This window comes from Geobacillus sp. BMUD (genome assembly GCF_013096845.1).
GTDB classification, from domain to species: Bacteria; Bacillota; Bacilli; order Bacillales; family Anoxybacillaceae; genus Geobacillus; species Geobacillus vulcani.
The window spans coordinates 144,747-166,561 of the sequence record NZ_SDLA01000006.1 but is presented as its reverse complement, the minus strand read 5'-3'; the positions used below and the strand labels follow the sequence as shown (position 1 = coordinate 166,561).

At 53.5% G+C, this 21,815-nt stretch carries 26 protein-coding genes and 1 riboswitch; of the genes, 25 read left to right on the top strand and 1 reads right to left on the bottom strand.

Annotation, left to right across the window (positions count from 1 at the left end; genetic code table 11):
• The first annotated feature begins 219 nt into the window (after positions 1-219).
• From spoIIM to lysA, 19 genes are all read left to right on the top strand, one after another.
• Positions 220-885 carry a stage II sporulation protein M gene (gene spoIIM / locus ETC05_RS09420; RefSeq protein ID WP_031408489.1) on the top strand — a complete coding sequence of 222 codons (666 nt, stop codon included), beginning with the start codon at positions 220-222 and terminating at the stop codon, positions 883-885.
• Positions 886-982: 97 nt separating this feature from the next.
• Complete coding sequence (gene fur, locus ETC05_RS09415; RefSeq protein WP_011231799.1) at positions 983-1,435, top strand: ferric iron uptake transcriptional regulator; 453 nt, start codon at positions 983-985, stop codon at positions 1,433-1,435.
• A 101-nt stretch (positions 1,436-1,536) separates the two neighbouring features.
• The gene (locus ETC05_RS09410; protein WP_011231798.1) at positions 1,537-1,749 is read left to right on the top strand and encodes a YqzK family protein; all 213 of its coding nucleotides are present in this window, start codon (positions 1,537-1,539) and stop codon (positions 1,747-1,749) included.
• A gap of 6 nt (positions 1,750-1,755) precedes the next feature.
• Positions 1,756-2,652, top strand: coding sequence for a site-specific tyrosine recombinase XerD (gene xerD, locus ETC05_RS09405; protein ID WP_031408492.1), 897 nt, complete (start codon positions 1,756-1,758; stop codon positions 2,650-2,652).
• 130 nt (positions 2,653-2,782) lie between these two features.
• On the top strand, positions 2,783-3,970 hold the full coding sequence (deoB, locus tag ETC05_RS09400) for a phosphopentomutase (RefSeq protein ID WP_272945230.1): 1,188 nt from the start codon (positions 2,783-2,785) through the stop codon (positions 3,968-3,970).
• 23 nt (positions 3,971-3,993) lie between these two features.
• Complete coding sequence (locus tag ETC05_RS09395; RefSeq protein ID WP_031408495.1) at positions 3,994-4,821, top strand: purine-nucleoside phosphorylase; 828 nt, start codon at positions 3,994-3,996, stop codon at positions 4,819-4,821.
• Positions 4,822-4,835: 14 nt separating this feature from the next.
• The gene (locus tag ETC05_RS09390; RefSeq protein WP_031408498.1) at positions 4,836-6,137 is read left to right on the top strand and encodes a pyrimidine-nucleoside phosphorylase; all 1,302 of its coding nucleotides are present in this window, start codon (positions 4,836-4,838) and stop codon (positions 6,135-6,137) included.
• A gap of 165 nt (positions 6,138-6,302) precedes the next feature.
• Positions 6,303-7,478, top strand: a complete 1,176-nt coding sequence (locus ETC05_RS09385; protein WP_031408500.1) for a D-alanyl-D-alanine carboxypeptidase family protein — start codon at positions 6,303-6,305, stop codon at positions 7,476-7,478.
• 125 nt (positions 7,479-7,603) lie between these two features.
• Positions 7,604-7,954, top strand: coding sequence for an anti-sigma F factor antagonist (spoIIAA, locus tag ETC05_RS09380; protein ID WP_011231792.1), 351 nt, complete (start codon positions 7,604-7,606; stop codon positions 7,952-7,954).
• Positions 7,955-8,395, top strand: coding sequence for an anti-sigma F factor (gene spoIIAB, locus ETC05_RS09375; RefSeq protein ID WP_011231791.1), 441 nt, complete (start codon positions 7,955-7,957; stop codon positions 8,393-8,395).
• Between the two features lie 13 nt (positions 8,396-8,408).
• Positions 8,409-9,161: an RNA polymerase sporulation sigma factor SigF gene (gene sigF, locus ETC05_RS09370; RefSeq protein ID WP_171660877.1), complete on the top strand. Its 753-nt coding sequence runs from the start codon at positions 8,409-8,411 to the stop codon at positions 9,159-9,161.
• Positions 9,162-9,491: 330 nt separating this feature from the next.
• On the top strand, positions 9,492-10,115 hold the full coding sequence (locus ETC05_RS09365) for a stage V sporulation protein AA (protein ID WP_171660893.1): 624 nt from the start codon (positions 9,492-9,494) through the stop codon (positions 10,113-10,115).
• Complete coding sequence (locus ETC05_RS09360) at positions 10,102-10,533, top strand: stage V sporulation protein AB (protein WP_031408505.1); 432 nt, start codon at positions 10,102-10,104, stop codon at positions 10,531-10,533. The genes ETC05_RS09365 and ETC05_RS09360 overlap by 14 nt, the downstream gene beginning before the upstream one ends.
• 17 nt (positions 10,534-10,550) lie before the next feature.
• A complete protein-coding gene (locus ETC05_RS09355) occupies positions 10,551-10,982 on the top strand; it encodes a SpoVA/SpoVAEb family sporulation membrane protein (protein ID WP_031408507.1) in 432 nt (143 codons plus the stop codon).
• A 15-nt stretch (positions 10,983-10,997) separates the two neighbouring features.
• Positions 10,998-12,026: a stage V sporulation protein AD gene (spoVAD, locus tag ETC05_RS09350; protein ID WP_171660876.1), complete on the top strand. Its 1,029-nt coding sequence runs from the start codon at positions 10,998-11,000 to the stop codon at positions 12,024-12,026.
• Positions 12,027-12,065: 39 nt separating this feature from the next.
• Positions 12,066-12,416, top strand: coding sequence for a SpoVA/SpoVAEb family sporulation membrane protein (locus tag ETC05_RS09345; protein ID WP_031408511.1), 351 nt, complete (start codon positions 12,066-12,068; stop codon positions 12,414-12,416).
• Between the two features lie 5 nt (positions 12,417-12,421).
• The gene (spoVAEA, locus tag ETC05_RS09340; protein ID WP_305792248.1) at positions 12,422-13,033 is read left to right on the top strand and encodes a stage V sporulation protein SpoVABEA; all 612 of its coding nucleotides are present in this window, start codon (positions 12,422-12,424) and stop codon (positions 13,031-13,033) included.
• A complete protein-coding gene (locus ETC05_RS09335) occupies positions 12,981-14,459 on the top strand; it encodes a spore germination protein (protein WP_031408515.1) in 1,479 nt (492 codons plus the stop codon). The genes spoVAEA and ETC05_RS09335 overlap by 53 nt, the downstream gene beginning before the upstream one ends.
• Positions 14,460-14,757: 298 nt before the next feature.
• A complete protein-coding gene (gene lysA / locus ETC05_RS09330; RefSeq protein WP_031408518.1) occupies positions 14,758-16,077 on the top strand; it encodes a diaminopimelate decarboxylase in 1,320 nt (439 codons plus the stop codon).
• A 73-nt stretch (positions 16,078-16,150) separates the two neighbouring features.
• On the opposite strand, the gene ETC05_RS09325 is transcribed toward lysA, so the two are convergent.
• Positions 16,151-17,029, bottom strand: coding sequence for a DUF1002 domain-containing protein (locus ETC05_RS09325; protein WP_171660874.1), 879 nt, complete (start codon positions 17,027-17,029; stop codon positions 16,151-16,153).
• 185 nt (positions 17,030-17,214) lie between these two features.
• Between ETC05_RS09325 and ETC05_RS09320 the strand changes: the two genes are divergently transcribed.
• The 6 genes from ETC05_RS09320 to ribH all read left to right on the top strand — a co-directional run bounded on the left by ETC05_RS09320 (position 17,215) and on the right by ribH (position 21,727).
• A complete protein-coding gene (locus ETC05_RS09320; RefSeq protein ID WP_031408522.1) occupies positions 17,215-17,655 on the top strand; it encodes a peptidylprolyl isomerase in 441 nt (146 codons plus the stop codon).
• Positions 17,642-17,779, top strand: coding sequence for a hypothetical protein (locus tag ETC05_RS09315; RefSeq protein WP_171660873.1), 138 nt, complete (start codon positions 17,642-17,644; stop codon positions 17,777-17,779). Before ETC05_RS09320 ends, ETC05_RS09315 begins: the two co-directional genes overlap by 14 nt.
• Positions 17,780-17,938: 159 nt before the next feature.
• A riboswitch (FMN riboswitch) is annotated at positions 17,939-18,071 on the top strand.
• 210 nt (positions 18,072-18,281) lie between these two features.
• The gene (ribD, locus tag ETC05_RS09310) at positions 18,282-19,427 is read left to right on the top strand and encodes a bifunctional diaminohydroxyphosphoribosylaminopyrimidine deaminase/5-amino-6-(5-phosphoribosylamino)uracil reductase RibD (protein ID WP_171660872.1); all 1,146 of its coding nucleotides are present in this window, start codon (positions 18,282-18,284) and stop codon (positions 19,425-19,427) included.
• Positions 19,382-20,026, top strand: a complete 645-nt coding sequence (gene ribE, locus ETC05_RS09305) for a riboflavin synthase (RefSeq protein WP_031410595.1) — start codon at positions 19,382-19,384, stop codon at positions 20,024-20,026. Before ribD ends, ribE begins: the two co-directional genes overlap by 46 nt.
• A gap of 22 nt (positions 20,027-20,048) precedes the next feature.
• Positions 20,049-21,242 carry a bifunctional 3,4-dihydroxy-2-butanone-4-phosphate synthase/GTP cyclohydrolase II gene (locus tag ETC05_RS09300; RefSeq protein ID WP_031408526.1) on the top strand — a complete coding sequence of 398 codons (1,194 nt, stop codon included), beginning with the start codon at positions 20,049-20,051 and terminating at the stop codon, positions 21,240-21,242.
• 20 nt (positions 21,243-21,262) lie between these two features.
• A complete protein-coding gene (gene ribH / locus ETC05_RS09295; RefSeq protein ID WP_031408528.1) occupies positions 21,263-21,727 on the top strand; it encodes a 6,7-dimethyl-8-ribityllumazine synthase in 465 nt (154 codons plus the stop codon).
• The last annotated feature ends 88 nt before the right edge of the window (positions 21,728-21,815 follow it).

Sequence of the window (21,815 nt, the reverse complement as noted above, 5' to 3'; positions counted from 1 at the left end):
CCGCTCGGGCAGCGCTCCTGCCGTTCCTCATCATGCCGTGCGTGTTGTTTGGCCCGGCCATGCGCCAATGGACCGAGGCGGCTTGCCGTCCGTGGAGTTGGTCACACGTCGGTGTTGAGCTGCTTTTTCATTGCATGACTGGCCTTTTAGAAAAATAGTCATACCGACAGCGGATGGACATACAATCTACTAAGAGACAAAGTAGGAGGACGAAGCACAATGAGAACCCATCCGCTGAAATCGGCCGTCGCTGTTCATTGGCGTGAACATGCTTCGCTGTATGTGTTTGTCATCGTCCTGTTTCTCATGGGCGTCATTTTCGGCGCCATTGTCGTCAACAGCCTCGGTTTCAGTCAAAAACAAGACTTGTACTATTACTTGACGCAATTTTTTGGACAAGTGTCAAAAGACAATATCGCAAGCGCCCATGATATGTTCCGGCAAAGCTATATGCACAACGTTAAATATACCGCGTTGATGTGGGTGCTTGGCATTTCTGTCATTGGCTTGCCGATCATTCTTGTTCTGCTGTTTTTCAAAGGCGTCGTCGTCGGCTTTACGGTCGGTTTTTTAGTCAATCAAATGGGTTGGCGCGGGTTTCTTTTGTCGTTTGTGTCCATCATGCCGCAAAACTTGGTGGCCATTCCACTCATGATCGTCATGGGCGTCATTTCTGTTTCATTTTCCTTGCACATGGTGCGCAACCAGTTTATGAAGCGGCCGCATGGATCGATGTTTCCGATGGTGATGCGCTACGCAGCAGCGATGGCGGCTGTTGCCCTCGGACTGCTTCTTTCCTCGGCGGTTGAGGCGTATCTTTCGCCGGCATTAATGAAACAGGCGGTTCACTGGACCATGAATTTAATCATAATCAATATTATATAATAATCATTATCATTTCTTGATAATAGTGATTTTACTTTGATACTTCCCTCGTGCATTTGTTATAATGATGGGTGAATGGCGAGGGAGGAATGAAAAGATGGAAGATCGTGTGGAACGAATCAAGAAGCAGCTGCATTCGGCGGGGTACAAGCTGACGCCGCAGCGGGAAGCGACGGTAAGAGTCCTGCTTGAACATGAAGAAGACCATTTAAGCGCGGAAGACGTCTACCTCCTCGTGAAAGAAAAATCCCCAGAAATCGGGTTGGCAACCGTTTACCGGACGCTCGAACTGTTAACTGAGCTGAAAATTGTCGATAAAATCAATTTCGGGGACGGGGTGTCGCGCTATGACCTTCGCAAGGAAGGAGCGGCCCATTTCCACCACCACCTCATCTGCTTGGAATGCGGATCGGTGGCGGAAATTCAAGAAGATTTGCTTGAGGATGTCGAAGCGATTGTTGAGGAGAAGTGGAAATTTAAAATTAAAGACCATCGTTTGACGTTCCACGGCATTTGTCACCGTTGCCAGCAAAAGCATGAAGAAAAATAAAAAACCTTTTCCAACGGGAAAGGTTTTTTGCGTATAAACAACGAAACAAATGGCATATCCTCATACTAGCAAGCTGACAAGCAGCTGATAGGGAGGATGCCATGAAAACCGTTTGGCAAATGGTGAAAGTGTTTCTTTTATTTACGGGATGCACCATTTTATTTTATTATAGTCTTGTATGGTTTAACCGCGAGTACGAGTATTACCACCGATACGATGAGCCGAAGGGATCGGCGGTCAAAGTATCGGCGGCGGAAAGTGCGCCGCCAAGTTGGCTCGACCGGCTGTTATTTTTTTATCGCGATGGGGAGTAGAGAGCGTTGGAATACGAGTTGAAAGATTTTCTGCATTATTTGACGGTGGAGCGGAATTTGGCGCACAATACGATCGTCTCATATGAACGCGATTTGAAAAAATACGTCCGCTATTTGCGCCAAGTCGAGCAGCTTCAGGCGTGGGGCGAAGTGGAGCGCCTCCATATTCTCCATTTTTTAAAGTTTTTAAGCGAACAAGGGCAATCAGCAAGGACGATCGCCCGCCATTTGGCGTCGATCCGTTCGTTTCATCAGTTTTTGCTAAGGGAGAAAATCGCGGCGCAAGATCCGACCGTCCATATTGAAACGCCGCAGTTTGAACGGACGCTGCCAAAAGTGCTGTCGGTCGAGGAAGTGGAAGCTCTGCTTGCGGCGCCGCAAACCGATACGCCGTTTGGGCTGCGCGACAAGGCGATGCTGGAGCTGTTGTATGCGACCGGCATGCGCGTCAGTGAGCTTGTGCAGCTCAACTTAAGCGATGTGCATTTGGCGATGGGGTTTGTCCGCTGTTATGGAAAAGGGCGGAAAGAGCGGATCGTGCCGATCGGGCGCATGGCGATTGAAGCGCTTACCCACTATTTGGAGCGAGGGCGCCCGCAGTTGGTCAATCCGCGCCGGCGGGCAACGGAGGCGCTGTTTTTGAACCATTACGGCCAGCGGTTGACACGGCAAGGGTTTTGGAAAATTTTAAAGCGCCTCGCGAAAGAAGCCGGCATTGAAAAAGAATTGACGCCGCATACGCTTCGGCATTCGTTTGCGACGCATCTGTTGGAGAACGGAGCCGATTTGCGTGCTGTTCAGGAGTTGCTTGGGCATGCCGACATTTCGACGACGCAAATGTATACGCATGTGACGAAAACGCGCCTCAAAGACGTGTACAAACAGTATCACCCGCGCGCCTAGCAGTTGCCGTATGCTAGGCGCTTGCCTGTCATTTTAGTTGTCAGACTTCTGACCAATTGGCTATAGGCGTGTTTTCGTGAAAATACGGGAACGATAGAAAGAGACTCCATATTCATTGCAGGCAGGGGGAATAAATGTGAAAGCGACGTACCGGCGCGTCTTTTTGATTGTGATGGATTCCGTCGGCATCGGCGAGGCGCCGGATGCCGAGAAATACAACGACAAAGGAGCGGATACGCTCGGCCATATCGCCGAGCATCGCGGCGGCCTTCATCTGCCGAATATGGCGAAGCTCGGCTTAAGCCATATTCGTGAGATCAAAGGGGTTCCGAAAGTCGATCGCCCGCTGGCGTACTATACCAAAATGAAGGAAGCCTCCGCAGGCAAAGATACGATGACCGGCCATTGGGAGCTGATGGGCCTTCGCATTGACAAACCGTTTCGCGTGTTTCCGAATGGATTTCCGGATGAATTGATCGCCGAGCTTGAGCGGCGCACCGGCCGGAACGTGATCGGCAACAAACCGGCGAGCGGAACGGCGATTATCGAAGAACTTGGCGAAGAGCATATGAAAACAGGGGCGCTCATCGTCTATACATCAGCCGACTCCGTTTTGCAAATCGCCGCCCATGAACAAGTGGTGCCGCTTGAGGAATTGTACCGCATTTGCGAAATCGCTCGTGAATTAACGCGCGACGAGCCGTATATGGTTGGGCGAGTCATCGCCCGACCGTTCATCGGTGCACCCGGCCATTTTGAACGAACCGCCAACCGGCACGACTATGCGCTTAAGCCGTTCGGCCGAACGGTGATGAATGAATTGAAAGACGCCGGTTATGAAGTGATTGCCATCGGGAAGATCGCCGATATTTACGACAATGAAGGAGTTACCCAATCGTTGCGAACGACATCCAATATGGACGGAATGGATAAGCTCATCGACACGCTCGGCATGGACTTTACCGGGTTGAGTTTCGTCAATCTCGTCGATTTTGACGCCAAGTACGGCCATCGCCGCGATCCAAAAGGTTACGGCGATGCACTGGAGGAGTTTGATGCCCGGCTCGCCGATGTGCTGCCGCGTCTGAAAGAGGACGACTTGCTGATCATCACGGCCGATCATGGCAACGACCCGGTGCATCACGGAACCGACCATACGCGCGAATATGTGCCGCTTTTGGTGTACAGCCCGCGCTTTCAAGGCGGAAAGCCGCTCCCGATCCGGGAGACGTTCGCCGATGTCGGCGCTACGATTGCGGATAACTTCCAAGTCAATCGGCCGCCGCACGGCATCAGCTTTTTGGCTGATCTGGATTAATTTTGGATGAGGAGGAAAAGAGGATGGATCGGCAAGCCATTGAAAAAGCCGCTCGTCATTTGCGGCCATTGATGCCCGCGCCTCCTAAAATCGGCCTCATTCTCGGCTCGGGGCTCGGTGTGCTCGCGGATGAAATCGAAGAGGCGGTTCGCATTCCGTATGAGGAGATTCCCGGCTTTCCGGTGTCGACCGTTGAAGGACACGCTGGACGGCTCGTGTATGGCCGGCTTGAGGGGGCGACCGTTGTCGCCATGCAGGGGCGGTTTCATTATTATGAAGGGTATTCGCTTCAGGAAGTGACGTTTCCCATCCGGGTGATGAAGGCGCTTGGCGTCCGGGAATTGATTGTGACAAACGCTGCCGGCGGCGTCAATGAACGATTCCAGCCCGGCGATTTCATGATCATCTCCGATCACATCAACCTGCTGGGCACAAATCCGCTCATAGGGCCGAATGATCCAGAACTCGGCCCGCGTTTTCCGGACATGACGGAAGCGTACAGCCGGCGGCTGCGCGAGCTGGCCAAGGAAACGGCGGCGAGACTGAGCGTTCGTGTGCATGAGGGGGTGTATGTCGCCAACACCGGGCCGTCGTACGAGACACCGGCAGAAATTCGCATGGTGCGTACGCTCGGCGGTGATGCGGTCGGCATGTCGACCGTTCCGGAAGTGATCGTCGCCCGCCATGCGGGCATGGAGGTACTTGGCATTTCGTGCATTTCGAATATGGCGGCAGGGATGTCGGATTCCCCGCTTCACCATGATGAAGTGGTCGAAACGGCGGAGCGGGTAAAGACGGATTTTTTGCGGCTCGTGAAAGCGATTGTCGCTGAAATGGCGAAATCAAAATGAAAAAGGTGATCGCGATGCGAATGGTCGATTTGATTGCGAAAAAGCGCGACGGAAAGGCGCTGACGAAGGAAGAAATTGAGTGGATCATCCGCGGCTATACAAACGGGGACATTCCGGATTATCAAATGAGCGCGCTCGCGATGGCCATTTATTTTCGCGGTATGACGGACGAAGAAACAGCGGCGTTGACAATGGCGATCGTGCATTCCGGCGAAGTCATTGACTTGTCACGGATTCGCGGCGTGAAAGTCGATAAACATTCGACCGGCGGGGTCGGCGATACGACGACGCTCGTGTTAGGGCCGCTTGTTGCTTCTGTCGGTGTACCGGTGGCGAAAATGTCTGGGCGCGGCCTCGGTCATACGGGCGGCACGATCGACAAACTGGAGTCCGTACCCGGGTTTCATGTCGAGATCAGCAAAGACGAGTTCATTCGACTTGTGAATGAAAACGGAATCGCTATTATCGGCCAAACGGGCGATTTGACACCAGCTGACAAAAAGCTATATGCGCTTCGTGATGTGACGGCGACCGTCAACAGCATTCCGCTCATTGCCTCATCGATCATGAGCAAAAAAATCGCTGCCGGGGCGGATGCCATCGTCTTAGATGTGAAAACAGGCGCCGGGGCGTTTATGAAAGAGCTTGACGAGGCGCGCCGCCTCGCACGGGCGATGGTGGACATCGGCAAGCGCGTCGGCCGCCGGACGATGGCGGTCATCTCTGACATGAACCAGCCGCTCGGCTATGCCGTCGGCAACGCCTTGGAAGTGAAAGAGGCCATCCATACGTTAAAAGGAAATGGTCCGCGCGATTTGACCGAGCTATGTTTGACTCTCGGCAGCCATATGGTCTATTTGGCGGAGAAGGCGCCGTCGCTTGATGAGGCGCGCCGCTTGCTTGAAGAGGCGATTCGCAGCGGGGCCGCCATCGCGGCGTTCAAGACGTTTTTGGCCGCTCAAGGCGGAGATGCATCGGTCGTCGACGATCTGGACAAACTGCCCAAGGCGGCCTATACGTCGACTGTCACGGCGGCTGCCGACGGCTATGTTGCCGAGATGGCCGCCGATGACATCGGCACAGCCGCCATGTGGCTCGGCGCCGGCCGGGCGAAAAAAGAAGACACGATCGATTTGGCGGTCGGCATTGTGCTCCATAAAAAAATCGGCGACCGCGTGCAAAAAGGGGAAGCACTCGCCACGATTCACAGCAACCGGCCAGATGTGCTTGACGTGAAAGAAAAGATCGAGGCGGCTATTCAGCTGTCGCCGCAGCCGGTTGCTCGGCCGCCGCTCATTTATGAGACCATCGTATAGAGAGGGGCGCCGGCGATCCGCAAGGAAAGAAGCAATTACTCAAGAAGAAAACGCCTGAAACACGTGTTTCGGGCGTTTTTTTGTTTTTTGGAAAATGAGATGTTTTTTGTATAAAAATATCTTGCCTGGAAAAAATGGCATGTATAAAGAATGGAGGTTTGGGAGATGAAAACGACAGTCACTCGTCTTCTTTTATTGCCGTTTCTTCTTTTTCTTCCTCTTTCTGCCCATGCCGAGGCGAAAGAGATGAAGGAGGCGAAGGTGAAGCTGGCCGATGAGGCGAAATCAGCCATTTTAATCGAACGCGACACCGGCAAAGTATTGTATGAAAAAAATGCCCATGAACCATTGCCGCCGGCAAGCATGACGAAAATTATGACGATGTTGTTGATCATGGAAGCCATCGATGAAGGAAAGCTGTCCTACAATGAAAAAGTGCGGGCGAGCGAATACGCCGCGTCAATGGGTGGATCGCAAATTTTCCTTGAGCCGGGCGAGCAAATGACCGTCGATGAGCTGCTGCGCGGCATTGCCATCGGTTCGGCCAACGACGCGTCGGTCGCTATGGCTGAGCAGATCGCCGGGTCGGAAGAAGCGTTTGTAGAAATGATGAACGAAAAAGCAAAACAACTTGGTTTAAAAAACACCCATTTCGCCAATGCGACCGGCCTGCCGGCGGAACATCACTACAGCAGCGCTTATGATATGGCCATGATGGCGCGCGAACTGTTGAAGTATGAAGATATTACGAAATATACGAGCAAATACGAAGACTATTTGCGCGAAAATACGGACAAAAAGTTTTGGCTTGTCAATACGAACCGGCTTGTCAAATTTTATCCGGGTGTTGATGGCCTAAAAACCGGATATACAGCCGAAGCGAAATATTGTTTGACCGCCACGGCGAAAAAGAACGGCATGCGCGTCATTGCTGTTGTGTTTGGAGCGCCGACGCCGAAATCGCGCAATGCTCAAATTACGAAGATGCTCGATTACGCGTTTTCCCAATATCGGACTCATCCGGTGTACAAACGGAATGAAACAGTTGCCCGTGTCAACATAAGCAAAGGCAAACGGCCATCCGTTGAAGCGGTGACGTCGGAGCCGGTGTCGGTGCTGACGAAAAAAGGGCAGTCGGTCGAGCAAATCGAGAAAGTGATCAGAGTGAAAGACGATGTGAAAGCACCCGTTCGCAAAGGCGATGAGATTGGCGTTCTCATTTTAAAGCAGGATGGAAAAGAAATTTTGCGCAGCCCGCTTGTCGCCAAGCAAACAGTCGAAGAAGCGAGCTTTTGGGACTTGTTTAAGCGGGTGTTTAGCCGCTTTGTGCAGGCGGGATAATGTCAAGTTTTGCCGTCTTTTTGCTCTCTTTGGCGAACGACCACTAGTTTTGTCGGGCGGCAGGATTTCCAGTGGACTGCAGCGAAATGTCTCCATATCCTGAAATGGACAAGGGGGAACACGCTGTGAGTCTCGCGATCGACTTGGAAGTGAAGCAAGATGTGCTCATCGTTCGCCTGTCTGGGGAGCTTGACCATCATACAGCCGAAGAATTGCGTGAACAAGTGACCGATGTGCTCGAAAACCGAGCGATCCGTCATATCGTGCTCAATTTAGGGCAATTGACGTTCATGGATAGCTCCGGCCTCGGCGTCATTCTCGGACGCTATAAACAAATCAAAAACGTCGGCGGGCAGATGGTCGTATGCGCCGTATCGCCGGCCGTCAAACGTCTGTTTGACATGTCGGGGCTGTTTAAAATCATCCGCGTTGAGGCGGATGAACAATTCGCCTTGCAAGCATTGGGGGTGGCGTAAATGCGCAACGAAATGCACCTCCAATTTTCTGCCCGCAGCGAAAATGAATCGTTCGCCCGCGTGACCGTGGCAGCGTTCGTCGCTCAGCTTGACCCGACGATGGACGAACTGACGGAAATTAAAACGGTCGTCTCGGAGGCGGTGACAAACGCGATCATTCACGGCTACAACAACGACCCGAACGGCATCGTCTCCATTTCCGTCATTATTGAAGACGGTGTCGTCCATTTGACAGTGAGAGACGAAGGAGTCGGCATCCCTGACATCGAAGAAGCGCGTCAGCCGCTGTTTACGACAAAGCCGGAGCTCGAGCGGTCAGGAATGGGGTTTACGATTATGGAGAATTTCATGGATGAAGTCATCGTCGAATCGGAAGTGAACAAAGGGACGACCGTGTATTTGAAAAAGCATATTGCGAAAAGCAAAGCGCTGTGTAATTGAGGGAGACATGCCTATGGATGTCGATGTCAAGCAAGATCAGACGCCAATCAAAGACCAGGAGATGAAAGAGCTGATCCGCCGCAGCCAAGAAGGCGACCAAGAAGCGCGTGATGAAATTATTGAAAAAAACATGCGCCTCGTCTGGTCGGTCGTCCAACGCTTTTTAAACCGCGGCTATGAAGCGGATGACTTGTTTCAAATCGGCTGCATCGGCTTGTTAAAGTCGGTCGATAAATTTGATTTGTCGTATGACGTCAAGTTTTCGACGTATGCTGTGCCGATGATCATTGGGGAGATTCAGCGGTTTCTTCGCGACGACGGCACCGTCAAAGTGAGCCGTTCGCTGAAAGAAATGGGCAACAAAATCCGCAAGGCGAAAGATGAGCTGTCGAAAACGCGCGGGCGGGCGCCGACGGTTACGGAAATCGCCGACCATTTAGGCATTTCGCCAGAGGACGTCGTTCTCGCCCAAGAGGCCGTCCGCACGCCGACGTCGATTCACGAAACGGTGTACGAAAACGACGGCGATCCGATCACGCTGCTTGATCAAATCGCTGACGCCGACGAGGCGTCATGGTTTGACAAAATCGCCTTAAAAAAAGCGATCGAAGAACTCGACGAGCGCGAGAGGCTCATTGTCTATTTGCGCTATTACAAAGATCAAACCCAGTCCGAAGTGGCATCGAGGCTTGGCATCTCTCAAGTGCAAGTATCCCGGCTGGAAAAGAAAATATTGCAGCACATAAAGGACAAAATGGACGGATAGTCCATTTTGTCCGCACGGGTGTGTTGATTAACCCATCAAAACCGGATGAGAAGACTCTGTTCCGAACTTTTCTACCGTAGTGGACAACAAAATGGACGGATGTCAATTCATCGGCGGTGAACCATGAATTGCATCCGTCTTTTGGTGTGCAAGCGCATCTTGGAACGATTTTTCCGGAGCAAGCAACAAAAGTCTAAAAAAGAATGGGCGTTTTTTGCCCATTCTTTTCTATTTTTATGAAATCAATGGTGAACGCCGACAGGCCGCATGATTGGTGTTTTTGCCAACCAAACTAAAGAAAAACAAAATGGGGGCAAAGGTGTGAAGCAAATGGCCAACACCGTATTTATCAAGCCGCGCCATCGCGTGCAAGTCAAGCCCGGGGCGGTGGTGACGCTCGGACAGGCGGCGCAAATCGCCGCGCCGGATGGCGGGCTCATTCCGCGGTTGAAGACGATTCCGCTCTATCGCATCGAGCCTAGCGATAAAAATATCGTCATCATTGATACGATGCAAATGATCCAGGCTGTGCTTGATGTGGATTCGTCGCTTGATGTGCAGATGATTGGTCCACCACAGACGATCATTGAAGTCGTCTATGAAAAACGGAAGGTTTCGACCGCTTCCTTCGTTCTCGTCTGGCTTCTTTTGTTCGTCGGTTCGGCGATGGCGATTATGAACTTTCACGAGGACGTCAGCATGCAACGGGTGCATCGCCATCTGTACGAGATGATGACCGGCCAAGCGGTCGATAAACCGCTGCTTTTGCAAATTCCATATTCGCTTGGGCTCGGCATTGGGATGATTTTATTTTTCAACCACTGGTTCCGCAAACGAATCAACGAGGAGCCCAGCCCTCTTGAAGTCGAAATGTTCAACTACCAGCAGGCCATTGACCAGTATGTCATTTTGCATGAAAACAAGGAAAGCATGAGGCACCTTGACGACGCTTGAGATTTTGCTGGTAGTGTTCGTCGGCTTCGCAGGAGGGTTGGCGGTCGGAACCGGATTTGTCGCCTTTTTGGTCGTGCTTGGCGTCATCCCGCGCCTGACGCAGCTGACGAAAACGCCAAAACGCATTCACGCCTATGAATGGGGGGCTATAGCTGGCGCCATCGTTGGCGGTTGGATGAGTTTGCGCCATTCGGTCTGGCATTTATCTAAATATTGGATGGCCCCGATCGGGTTGTTGCATGGCGTGTTTATCGGAATGCTCGCTGCCGCTTTAACAGAGGTATTGAACGTTTGGCCGATTTTAGCGAAGCGGATCGGCATAGATGATAAAATCGTCATTTTGCTCATGGCCATCGCTTTTGGCAAGGTGGCGGGCTCGTTGTTTCATTGGCTTTATTTTGTCGATCACTTTCGCTGACAAAGGGGGAAGGAAACGTGGGATTAAAATCTGATTATGTCCGCGAGGTGAAGGCGTTTCAGCCTTCTCCCCCATACGCCGCCAATGCGGTAAAAGCGTTTCTTGTCGGCGGGGCGCTTTGTGCGCTGGCGCAATGGCTCGCTGATTGGTATGGCAGAACGTTTGCCGCTTCGCCGCTCGAGGCCCATCTATGGGCGTCTATGGTGATGGCTGGATTGGCAATTGTGCTGACGGCCATCGGGAAATATGACGATTTCAGCCAATTTGCTGGCGCGGGGGCGACGATGCTCCTTACAGGGCTGGCCAATGCGCTTGCCAGCGCCGCTATCGAGCATCGAAGCGAAGGATGGACGGCCGGGGTGGCCGGACAGATGTTGAAAGCCGGCGGAGCAGCGGTCATTTATGGACTGGTTGCCGCCTATGTGCTCGGCCTTCTTTGGCCGCAATGAAAAGAGGGATGGGCCATGAAGCGTGTCGGGAAGCAAACATGGGTGTTTGATGACGATATTTACATTCAGGCGGCCGCCGCGGCGGTCGGGCCGCTTGAAGCGGATGGGCCGCTCGGAAGCTACTTTGACATTTGCCATCGCGATGCTTATTGCGGTGAAGCGACGTGGGAGCTCGCTGAGCGGCGGCTGATGCGGGAGGCGGTGGATTGCTGTTTGCAAAAGGCGGGCATCTCCGCCGAAGAAGTCGATTTGTTTTTGGCCGGTGATTTATTAAACCAAAATGCGACATCGAACTATGTCGCCCGTGAGCTGCCGATCCCATTTCTCTGCTTGTTCGGCGCTTGCTCGACTTCGATGCAGACGCTGGCGGCCGCCGCCGCTTTCGTTGCCGGTGGATTGGCTGACCGAGCGCTTGCAGCCACAAGCAGCCATAACGCAACAGCGGAGCGGCAGTTTCGCTATCCGACTGAACTGGGGGTGCAAAAGCCGAAAACGGCGACGTTTACGGTCACCGGCGCCGGTGCGGCGCTCGTCGGTCGAGCTCCAGGGCGTTGGCGCATCCGGGCGGCGACGATTGGCAAAGTCATTGATGCCGGCTTGAAAAACCCGCTCGATATGGGGGCGGCCATGGCCCCGGCGGCAGCCGATACGATCGAGCAGCATTTCCGTGACTTAGGCGCATCGCCAAGCGATTACGATTTGATCGTCACCGGCGACTTGTCGCGCGTCGGCAGCGTCATCGTCCGCGAACTGCTTGCTGAATCAGGCTGGGATGTGACCGACGTTTACAACGATTGCGGGCTGATGATTTATCGGCCAGATCAAAAGGTGTTCGCCGGCGGCAGCGGCTGCGCGTGCTCGGCGGTCGTCACGTACGGGTATTTGCTTCAAGAGCTCGCCCGCGGGACGTTTCGACGCCTGCTTGTCGTCGCTACTGGAGCGCTCTTGAGTCAAACGATGGTGCAGCAAAAACAGTCGATCCCAGCGATCGCTCACGGCGTCGTCATTGAAGCGGCTGGACAGGAGCCGGATTTGCCGCCGTAGGACGTCTTTTATTTGGGAACGATCAGGAGGGAATGTGATATGGAATACGTCCGCGCCTTTCTCGCCGGCGGGCTGCTGTGCGCCATCGTTCAGCTCATCATCGACCGCGGCAAATGGACGCCGGCTGGCGTCGCTGGTTCGCTTGTCGTCCTTGGCGTGCTTCTTGGCTTTAGCGGCGTCTATGATTCATTCGTCGCTTGGGCTGGCGCCGGGGCGACGATGCCGCTATGCGGATTTGGGTATTGGTTGGCGAAAGGGGCCATGGCAGAACCGCGGCCAGAGGGATTTGTGGAAACCGGAGCAGCGGTGTTCCGATTTGCCGGTGCCTTGTTCGCTTTTATCGTGGCCGGCTCGTTAGCCGCGGCGCTTACTTGCAAACCGAAAGGGTAGAGATGATGGAAAAACGACGAGTCATTTTAGTAACGGATGGGGACGAGTTTGCCTGCCGGGCGATTGAGCGGGTCGCCGCGGAGATCGGCGGCCGTTGCATTTCCCGTTCGCAAGGTAATCCGACGAAACTGAGCGGCGAACAGTTGGTTGAGCTCATTTTGCAAACGCCGTACGATCCAGTGTTTGTCATGTTTGACGATTGCGGCGCCCTCGGGGAGGGGGCCGGAGAGCAGGCGCTTCGCTATGTGGCGACGCATGAGCAAATCGAAGTGCTCGGGGCGCTGGCGGTTGCCTCCAATACGCACCAGCATGAATGGACAAAAGTGCATGTGAGCGTCGACCGTGACGGTGTGATGACTGAATATGGGGTCGATAAAGAAGGCGTCCGGGACCTCGAGATCGGGCGGATCAATGGCGATACCGTCTACTGCCTTGATCGGCTGAACATTCCGCTCATCGTTGGCATCGGCGACATCGGCAAAATGGGATACCGCGACCATGCGAAATACGGAGCGCCGATTACGCGCAGGGCGGTCGAGTTAATTCTCGAAAGGAGTGATGGCCATGCCGGAAAAAGAAAAGAAACCGAAAGCGCCGATCGCGAAACGGCTCGTTGACAACGCGAATTTTTTGCAACAGCGGATCGGCGTCGGGACAAGCTTTGATTTAGGCGTGCGGAAAATCCATGTCCTAAACCGGGAAGTACATATTTACTACTGCAACGGTTTATGCGACACACAATACATTATCGAATTGTTAAAACAAATTGTGCGCGTCAACGATGATGAACGCCAGGCGTCCCAAGCGTGGCAGATCATCGAAAATCGGCTCGTCCATCAGCAAGTCAGTCCGGTGACGAGCCTCGACGAAGCGGTTGACAAGCTGCTGTCGGGCTTGATCATCGTCTTGATTGAAGGTGAATCGACTGGATTTGCTGTCGACGTCCGCAGTTATCCGGGTCGTCAGCCGCAAGAGCCGGATACGGAAAAAGTTGTGCGCGGCGCTCGCGACGGGTATGTTGAAAACATTATTGTCAACACGGCGCTCACCCGCCGCCGCATCCGCGACGAGCGGCTGCGTTTTGAAATTTTGCAAGTCGGCGAGCGGTCGAAAACGGACGTATGCATCGCCTATATTAAAGACGTCGCTGACCCGGGGCTTGTTGAACTCGTCAAGAAAGAGTTGCAGCAAATCAACGTCGACGGATTGACAATGGGCGACAAAACAGTCGAAGAGTTTTTAGTCAAGCAAGGATACAACCCGTACCCGCTCGTCCGTTACACCGAAAGGCCGGATGTAGCAGCGACGCACTTGCTTGAAGGGCACGTGCTCATTATGGTCGACACATCGCCAAGCGTCATCATCACGCCGACAACCTTTTTTCACCACGTCCAGCATGCCGAGGAATACCGGCAGTCGCCAGCGGTCGGGACGTTTGTGCGCTGGGTGCGGTTTTTAGGCATTTTGACGTCGTTGTTTTTGCTGCCGCTGTGGGTGCTGTTCGTCCTTGAGCCGTCGTTGCTGCCCGAATCGTGGGCGTTTATTGGGCCGAACAAACAAACGAACATCCCGATCATTGTGCAAATTTTGCTCGCTGATTTTGGAATCGAGTTTTTGCGGATGGCAGCCATTCATACCCCAACGCCGCTATCAACCGCGATGGGTTTAATTGCCGCTGTCTTGATCGGACAAATCGCCATCGATGTAGGGTTGTTTGTGCCGGAAGTGATCTTGTACATTTCGGTGGCGGCGATCGGGTCCTTTGCGACGCCAAGCTATGAGTTGAGCGTGGCAAATAAGATTTCTCGATTGGCATTAGTCATTCTTGTCGCCTTGTTTAAAGTGCCCGGGCTCGTCATTGGCACGACCGTTTATTTGCTTTGGCTGACCAGCATCCGCTCGCTTAATACGCCGTACTTATGGCCGTTCATCCCGTTTGATCCAGCGGCATTTATGCAAATTGTTGTCCGCCGTTCGGTCGCCGGAGCGAGAGTGCGTCCGAGCATTGTTCACCCGCAAGACCGGCAAAAACAACCATCATGACAAGAACGATCCACTTGGAAGCGGCCGCTTCCATCTATTGGCGGTCGCTTTTTTCGTTTTAGCGCTATTGCAACTTTTGTATAATTATGATAAGTTATATTTAATTGCTTGCACTGATGACATTGCCTCCGTGCAAGCACGTTTGCACGGGCGGAATGGGCGGGTGTGCGGCCTTCCGTTTCAAGGCAGAGCCGATGGCGCCCTGCGGTTTTCCATTTTGTAAAGGCAGTTGCCGATTTTGCAAACTGTCTTTTTTGCTTTTGCCGTGCGATTTCGATAGAGGAATGAGGGGTTTGCGATGTTTTTTCACGGGACAAGCCGAGTCAATGAACAGGGACATTTGGAAATCGGCGGCGTCGATGTGGTCGAGTTGGCCAAAACGTATGGAACGCCGCTTTATATTTATGACGTTGCGTTGATCCGCGCGCGGGCGCGCGCGTTTAAAGAAGCGTTCCGACGCCGCGGCGTGCGGGCGCAAGTCGCGTATGCCAGCAAGGCGTTTTCCACCGTCGCCATCGTGCAGTTGGCCGCTGAGGAGGGACTGTCGCTTGACGTCGTTTCAGGCGGTGAGTTGTATACGGCGCTCGCGGCCGGCTTTCCGCCTGAGCGCATCCACTTTCATGGAAACAACAAAAGCCGCGACGAATTGGCGATGGCGCTTGAACACGGCATCGGCTGCATCGTTGCCGACAACTTTTACGAGCTCGAGCTGATTGAAGGGTTGGCGGAGTCATTCGGCCGAACGGTGCCGGTTTTGCTCCGCGTCACGCCGGGGGTTGAGGCGCATACACACGATTATATTTTAACTGGACAGGAAGATTCAAAGTTCGGCTTTGACTTAAACAACGGTCAGGCGGATGAAGCGTTCCGGCGCGTCATGGCGTCGGCTGCGTTTCAGCTGCTCGGTGTTCATTGCCATATCGGCTCGCAAATTTTTGAAACAGCTGGGTTTGTGCTTGCGGCGCAAAAAGTGTTTGCCAAGCTGGCTGAGTGGAACAGAGCGTACGGGTTTATCCCTTCGGTCGTCAATCTTGGTGGCGGCTTTGGCATCCGCTATACGGAGGAAGACGACCCGATTCCGGTGACAGCGTACGTCGACTGCATCGTGGAAGAGGTGAAAAGACAGGCCGAAGCTTGCCGCTTGCCGTTGCCAGAAATTTGGATCGAGCCGGGCCGGTCGCTCGTGGGTGATGCTGGAACGACGATTTATACGATCGGTTCGCGCAAAGAGGTGCCCGACGTCCGCACCTATATTGCCGTTGACGGCGGCATGAGCGACAACATTCGGCCTGCACTCTACGGGGCAAAATACGAAGCTGTGTTGGCCAATCGAGTGTTGGATGAACGGACGGAAGTCGTGTCAATCGCTGGGAAGTGCTGCGAGTCGGGGGATATGCTCATTTGGGATCTTGCGTTGCCGGAGGCGAAGCCGGGCGATTATTTGGCTGTTTTTTGCACCGGCGCGTACGGTTACTCGATGGCGAACAACTACAACCGTCTGCCGCGCCCAGCCGTTGTGTTCGTTGAAAACGGCGATGCCCAGCTCGTTGTGAAACGAGAGACATATGAAGATTTGATCCAACATGATTTGCCTTTGAAAACGAAAGTGAAAAAGTGAAGGCCGCCGGTTGAAAAGAGAACGGACTTCACCAAAACAAGGCGCCCGTTGCTTTTTGGGCGCCTGCTTTCTTTTATTGTTGATTTGAAGAAAATGCCGATTTGATCGCGTTCCAAATTTCTTTGAAGATGTCGATAAGGTTTTGAATGAACGTTTTCCCTTCTTCTGACCGCAAAAACGCCGACAGCTGTTCTTTCGCTTTGCTCAACTGGTCGTTGACTTGATCCCAGTTGATGTCGGCGTTTTGCATTTTATGAAAGAGAGAAATAAGGCTGTTGATTTCATTCTCGCTCAGCGTAATGCCAAGGTCGTTGGCGATTTTTTCAATCAAAGCGCGCAAATCTGCATCTGTCTTCGGCGGGTGGTTGGCGATTTCTTGTTTGATTTTCGCCAGCAGGGCGACCGCTTTGTCCGCGCCGATCGAATCGGCGAGCTTCGCCGTCTGCACCATTTCCTCGTTCGCCACTTTTTTGACATCATCAGGGATGGCTTGGTCCGAGGAAATTTCATACGCCTTCATCAGCCCCGTCAGCGCTGCGGTGCCGGAAACCGGGAATGGGGCGGTGATGTAAATATCGGCATCTTTCACCCCTGCGGTGATCAAGGCGTTTGTATACATCTCTTTCGTCACCCATGTGATGTTGTGCGTTTCGACATGAAGCCCCGAGCCGGGCTCTTTTATCGTGATCATCGACGATGAGATGGCGCGCGTGCCGATTTGCGCTTTCGGAATGAGTCCGTCCAAATATTTATGTTCTTCAGCATTCGAGACGGTGACCGTCTGTGCCCCGTCCGGCGCTTTCATTTCCTCAAGCACTTTTTGTTTTTGTTCATTGGTTAAGTTTTCACCAAGTGTGACAATGACGTCGCCCGGAGCGGCATCGGCCGCTGCGATGCCCGGAGATGCCAGCAGCACCGCTGCCAGCAGCGATGAAGCGATCGCTCGTTTCACATCACTCGCCTCCTATTTACGAAAAATGCATTATCATTATACCGTACGCTAGCCTGCTTGGCTATCGGAAAAACGCGACGCGGTCAGGCGACGCACGAATTGGAAAAGACATTTTTTCTTTTGTTTCACTTGGCAACCATGGTATGATAAAAGCAGCTGTGATGTCCAAAAGGAGCTGAATGCTTGTGGCGAAAAAAGGATATATTTTAATGGAAAATGGAGGAAAAATAGAGTTTGAGCTGTTTCCGAATGAAGCGCCAATCACAGTCGCCAATTTTGAAAAACTGGCGAATGAAGGATTTTATAACGGGTTGACGTTTCATCGCGTCATCCCTGGATTTGTCAGCCAAGGAGGATGTCCACGCGGCAACGGAACGGGCGATGCCGGGTATACGATCCCGTGCGAGACGGACAACAATCCCCACCGTCACGTTGCTGGGGCGATGTCAATGGCGCACCGCGGCCGCGACACTGGGAGCTGCCAGTTTTTCATCGTCCACGAACCGCAGCCGCACTTAGACGGGGTGCACACCGTTTTTGGCCAAGTAACATTCGGCATGGATGTGGTCAAGGCGATGAAAAACGGCGATGTGATGAAGGAAGTGAAAGTGTTTGATGAACCGTAAACAGCGCATGAGCGAGGATGATCGGATTGTTCGAAACAACTGGCGTTTGTTTTTCTTTTTGCTGGCGGCCAGCCTGTTGTGGGGAGCAGCATATTGGATTTGTATAGATGCTACGAAGATGTAACATATCCTTGACGGAAAAGCGGTTTGTCCATTTTCGACAGTCGATCCCGTCCTCGGCAAAAGCTGCAAATGGTAACGCTTCAAATGGCATCTATATGGATTGCCAATTGATGATGTCTTGCTGTGAAATGTGGTATAATGAGCATAATGAATATAGCAATGCATCCTTCGGGGCAGGGTGAAATTCCCGACCGGCGGTGATGGGGCTTTCCGTCCCTCAGCCCGCGAGCCGAAAGGCAGGATCCGGTGCGATTCCGGAGCCGACAGTATAGTCTGGATGGGAGAAGGATGCCAATATGCGCGCGGCTGTTTTCGGCCTGTTCAGACCGCATGGGCAGCGTCTGTCGGCCGACTAGGCATGGCAGTATCTTTTGCTTCCGACCGGCCGGTATAACTTGGATAACGAACATGTGTTTGTTTTGCGCATCATTGGCCATTCTCTCAACAACAATAAAACCCCCGGGGGGATTCCTGGGGGTTTTGATCGTTAAGGGGGGAATGTCGTGCATAACGATGAACATTATATGCGGCTTGCACTCGAGGTGGCCAAAGCCGGAGTGGGGCAAACGTCCCCCAATCCTGCCGTTGGCGCGGTCGTTGTCAACGGTGGGACGGTCGTTGGGCTTGGCGCTCATTTGAAAGCGGGTGAGCCGCACGCTGAAGTCTATGCGATCCGCATGGCCGGTGAGAAGGCGCGCGGCGCGACGGTGTACGTGACGCTGGAGCCGTGCAGCCATTATGGAAAAACGCCGCCATGCGCCGATTTGCTCATCCAAGCCGGCGTCCGTCGCGTCGTCGTTGCCACGACCGACCCGAATCCGCTTGTCGCTGGAAAAGGGATTGCCAAGCTGCGCCAAGCAGGCATTGACGTTGATATCGGCGTATTAAAAGACGAAGCAGACGAACTGAATCGGATGTTTTTCCACTATATCGCAACGAAAACGCCGTTTGTGACATTGAAGTTCGCGTGCAGCCTCGACGGCAAAATCGCGACGGCGACGGGGGAAAGCAAATGGATTACGTCCGAAGCGGCGCGCGAAGACGTGCATCGCCTCCGCGCCCGGCATGATGCCATTTTGGTCGGCGTCAACACCGTTTTGACCGACAACCCGAAGCTGACCGTCCGTCTTGGGGAAACGCGGAAAAACCCGTTGCGCATCGTTTTGGATACAACATTGCATACGCCGCTTGATGCCCATGTCGTCGCTGACAAGGAGGCAGAAACGTGGATCATCACCGGCAGCGGCGTCAGTCGGGAACAGATAGCGGCATACGAGCGCTTCGGAGTGCGCGTATTTTCGATGCCGACGGAGCGGATCGATGTCTGCGATGTGCTTCGTCTGCTTGGCGAGCAGAAAGTGATGTCGCTGTTTGTCGAGGGCGGCTCGCGTGTTCATGACAGCTTCCTCCGCGCGGGAGTGGTCAATGAGGTCATCGCTTATATCGCTCCGAAGCTGATCGGCGGCTGCGGGGCGCCGACGCCGGTCGGAGGCCTTGGTTTCGCTCGGCTTTCTGAATCGATGGAGCTTGACATCCGCTGCATCGAGACGATCGGCCCGGATATTAAAATCGTCGCCGCGCCGAAACGGAAGGGGGAATCGTTGTGTTCACGGGCATTATTGAAGAGATCGGCACGATCGAACAAATGAAGCAAACCGGCGACGCCATCGTGATGACGATCGGCGCCAAGCGGGTGCTCGAAGATGTGCGCCTTGGCGACAGCATCGCCGTCAACGGTGTCTGCTTGACTGTCACATCGTTCACCGAACGGCAGTTTACGGTCGATGTCATGCCGGAGACGGTGAAAGCGACGGCGCTAAAGACATTAAAGCCGGGATCGAAGGTGAATTTGGAGCGGGCGATGGCGGCCGGAGGACGGTTTGGCGGCCATTTCGTCACTGGGCATGTGGACGGCGTCGGACGCATCATCCGGCAGTGGCCGAAAGCAAACGCCGTCTACTATGAAATCGAAGTGCCGACCTCACTGCGCGCCTATATGATTGAGAAAGGGTCGGTCGCTGTCGACGGGACAAGCCTGACGATTTTCGGCCTGAGCGAGCGCACGTTCATCGTTTCACTCATTCCTCATACGCGCGAGGCGACGATTTTAGGCGAAAAGCGGCCGGGTGATCTCGTCAATATCGAGTGCGACATGATCGGCAAGTACGTCGCCGCTTTCCTCACCGCGAAAGCAATGCCGCCCTCCAAATTGACGATCGAATTTTTGGAGCAACACGGCTATAAATAAGAGGAAAAAGGGGGCAAGCTGGATGTTTGACACGATTGAAGCGGCGCTTTCAGCGCTGAAAAACGGCGAAGTGATCATCGTTTGCGATGACGAAGACCGCGAAAATGAAGGCGATTTTGTCGCGCTGGCCGAAAAAGCGACGCCGGATGTCATTAACTTTATGATTACTCATGGCCGCGGGCTCGTCTGCGTGCCGATTACGGAGGAGCTGGCGGCGCGCCTTGATTTGGAGCCGATGGTCACCCATAACACCGACGCGCACGGCACAGCGTTTACTGTCAGCATTGACTACAAAACGACGACGACAGGAATCAGCGCCTATGAACGGGCGGCGACGATTCAGGCGCTGCTCGACCCGAATGTCAAAGCAAGCGACTTTAGACGGCCTGGACACATTTTTCCATTGATTGCGAAAAAGGGCGGCGTTCTTCGGCGCGCCGGCCATACGGAAGCGGCGGTCGATTTGGCTCGGTTGTGCGGCGCGAAGCCGGCCGGCGTCATTTGCGAAATCATTAAAGAGGATGGAACGATGGCGCGTGTTCCTGATTTACGGCGCATGGCCGACCAGTTTGGGTTGAAAATGATCACGATCAAGGATTTGATCGCCTATCGGAGCCAGCGGGAAAAGCTGGTGAAACGGGAGGTGGATGTTTGGCTGCCGACCGAATTCGGCGAATTTCGGGCCATCGGCTACACGAACGTGCTTGATGGGAAAGAGCATGTGGCGCTTGTCAAAGGAGAGATCACCCCGGATGAGCCGATCTTGGTGCGCGTCCATTCCGAATGCTTAACCGGCGACGTATTTGGTTCGTACCGGTGCGACTGCGGTCCGCAGCTGCATGCGGCGCTCAGGCAAATCGAAGCAGAAGGGCGCGGGGTGTTGCTGTACATGCGCCAAGAAGGGCGCGGCATCGGCCTTATGAACAAGTTGCGCGCTTACAAGCTGCAGGAGCAAGGCTATGACACAGTCGAGGCGAACGAAAAGCTCGGCTTTCCAGCTGATTTGCGCGATTATGGCATCGGGGCGCAAATTTTGAAAGATCTCGGTGTAACGAAAATGCGCCTGCTCACGAACAATCCGCGCAAAATCGCCGGTTTGAAAGGGCATGGACTCGAAGTAGTTGAACGGGTGCCGCTCGAGATGCCAGCGAAAAAGGAAAATGAGAAATATTTGCGCACGAAACATGAAAAATTAGGGCATATGCTTCATTTTTGATGATGGGAGGAACAATGAACATGCGTGTCATTGAAGGAAATTTAGTCGGCACCGGGTTGAAAATCGGCATCGTCGTCTCCCGGTTTAATGAGTTCATCACCGGTAAGCTTTTGTCAGGGGCGATCGACGGCTTGACGCGCCATGGCGTGAGCGACCATGACATCACGGTCGCCTGGGTGCCCGGTGCATTTGAAATCCCGCTTGTGGCGAAAAAAATGGCCGAATCGAAGCAGTTTGACGCTGTCATTACGCTTGGCGCTGTCATCCGTGGGGCGACGAGCCATTTTGACTACGTCTGCAGCGAGGCGGCCAAAGGCGTTTCCCACGCGGCGCTTTCTAGCGGCATTCCGGTTATTTTCGGCGTTTTGACGACCGATACGATCGAACAAGCCATTGAACGAGCCGGCACAAAAGCGGGCAATAAAGGATGGGAAGCGGCGGTTTCGGCGATCGAAATGGCGAATGTTCTGCGGGCGCTTGCGTAATTTGCGTAAAAAGGCATGAAATGGTTCACAATATCGGTGAGAATGTTTATAATACGTATAGAGAAAATGACAAAAACTTTTCCATTTC

Coding starts and splice junctions, on each gene's coding strand:
- spoIIM (WP_031408489.1), top strand. CDS start 220: ATGAGAACCCATCCGCTGAAATCGGCCGTCGCTGTTCATTGGCGTGAA.
- fur (WP_011231799.1), top strand. CDS start 983: ATGGAAGATCGTGTGGAACGAATCAAGAAGCAGCTGCATTCGGCGGGG.
- ETC05_RS09410 (WP_011231798.1), top strand. CDS start 1,537: ATGAAAACCGTTTGGCAAATGGTGAAAGTGTTTCTTTTATTTACGGGA.
- ETC05_RS09395 (WP_031408495.1), top strand. CDS start 3,994: ATGGATCGGCAAGCCATTGAAAAAGCCGCTCGTCATTTGCGGCCATTG.
- ETC05_RS09390 (WP_031408498.1), top strand. CDS start 4,836: ATGCGAATGGTCGATTTGATTGCGAAAAAGCGCGACGGAAAGGCGCTG.
- ETC05_RS09385 (WP_031408500.1), top strand. CDS start 6,303: ATGAAAACGACAGTCACTCGTCTTCTTTTATTGCCGTTTCTTCTTTTT.
- spoIIAB (WP_011231791.1), top strand. CDS start 7,955: ATGCGCAACGAAATGCACCTCCAATTTTCTGCCCGCAGCGAAAATGAA.
- sigF (WP_171660877.1), top strand. CDS start 8,409: ATGGATGTCGATGTCAAGCAAGATCAGACGCCAATCAAAGACCAGGAG.
- ETC05_RS09365 (WP_171660893.1), top strand. CDS start 9,492: ATGGCCAACACCGTATTTATCAAGCCGCGCCATCGCGTGCAAGTCAAG.
- spoVAD (WP_171660876.1), top strand. CDS start 10,998: ATGAAGCGTGTCGGGAAGCAAACATGGGTGTTTGATGACGATATTTAC.
- ETC05_RS09345 (WP_031408511.1), top strand. CDS start 12,066: ATGGAATACGTCCGCGCCTTTCTCGCCGGCGGGCTGCTGTGCGCCATC.
- spoVAEA (WP_305792248.1), top strand. CDS start 12,422: ATGGAAAAACGACGAGTCATTTTAGTAACGGATGGGGACGAGTTTGCC.
- ETC05_RS09335 (WP_031408515.1), top strand. CDS start 12,981: ATGCCGGAAAAAGAAAAGAAACCGAAAGCGCCGATCGCGAAACGGCTC.
- lysA (WP_031408518.1), top strand. CDS start 14,758: ATGTTTTTTCACGGGACAAGCCGAGTCAATGAACAGGGACATTTGGAA.
- ETC05_RS09300 (WP_031408526.1), top strand. CDS start 20,049: ATGTTTGACACGATTGAAGCGGCGCTTTCAGCGCTGAAAAACGGCGAA.
- ribH (WP_031408528.1), top strand. CDS start 21,263: ATGCGTGTCATTGAAGGAAATTTAGTCGGCACCGGGTTGAAAATCGGC.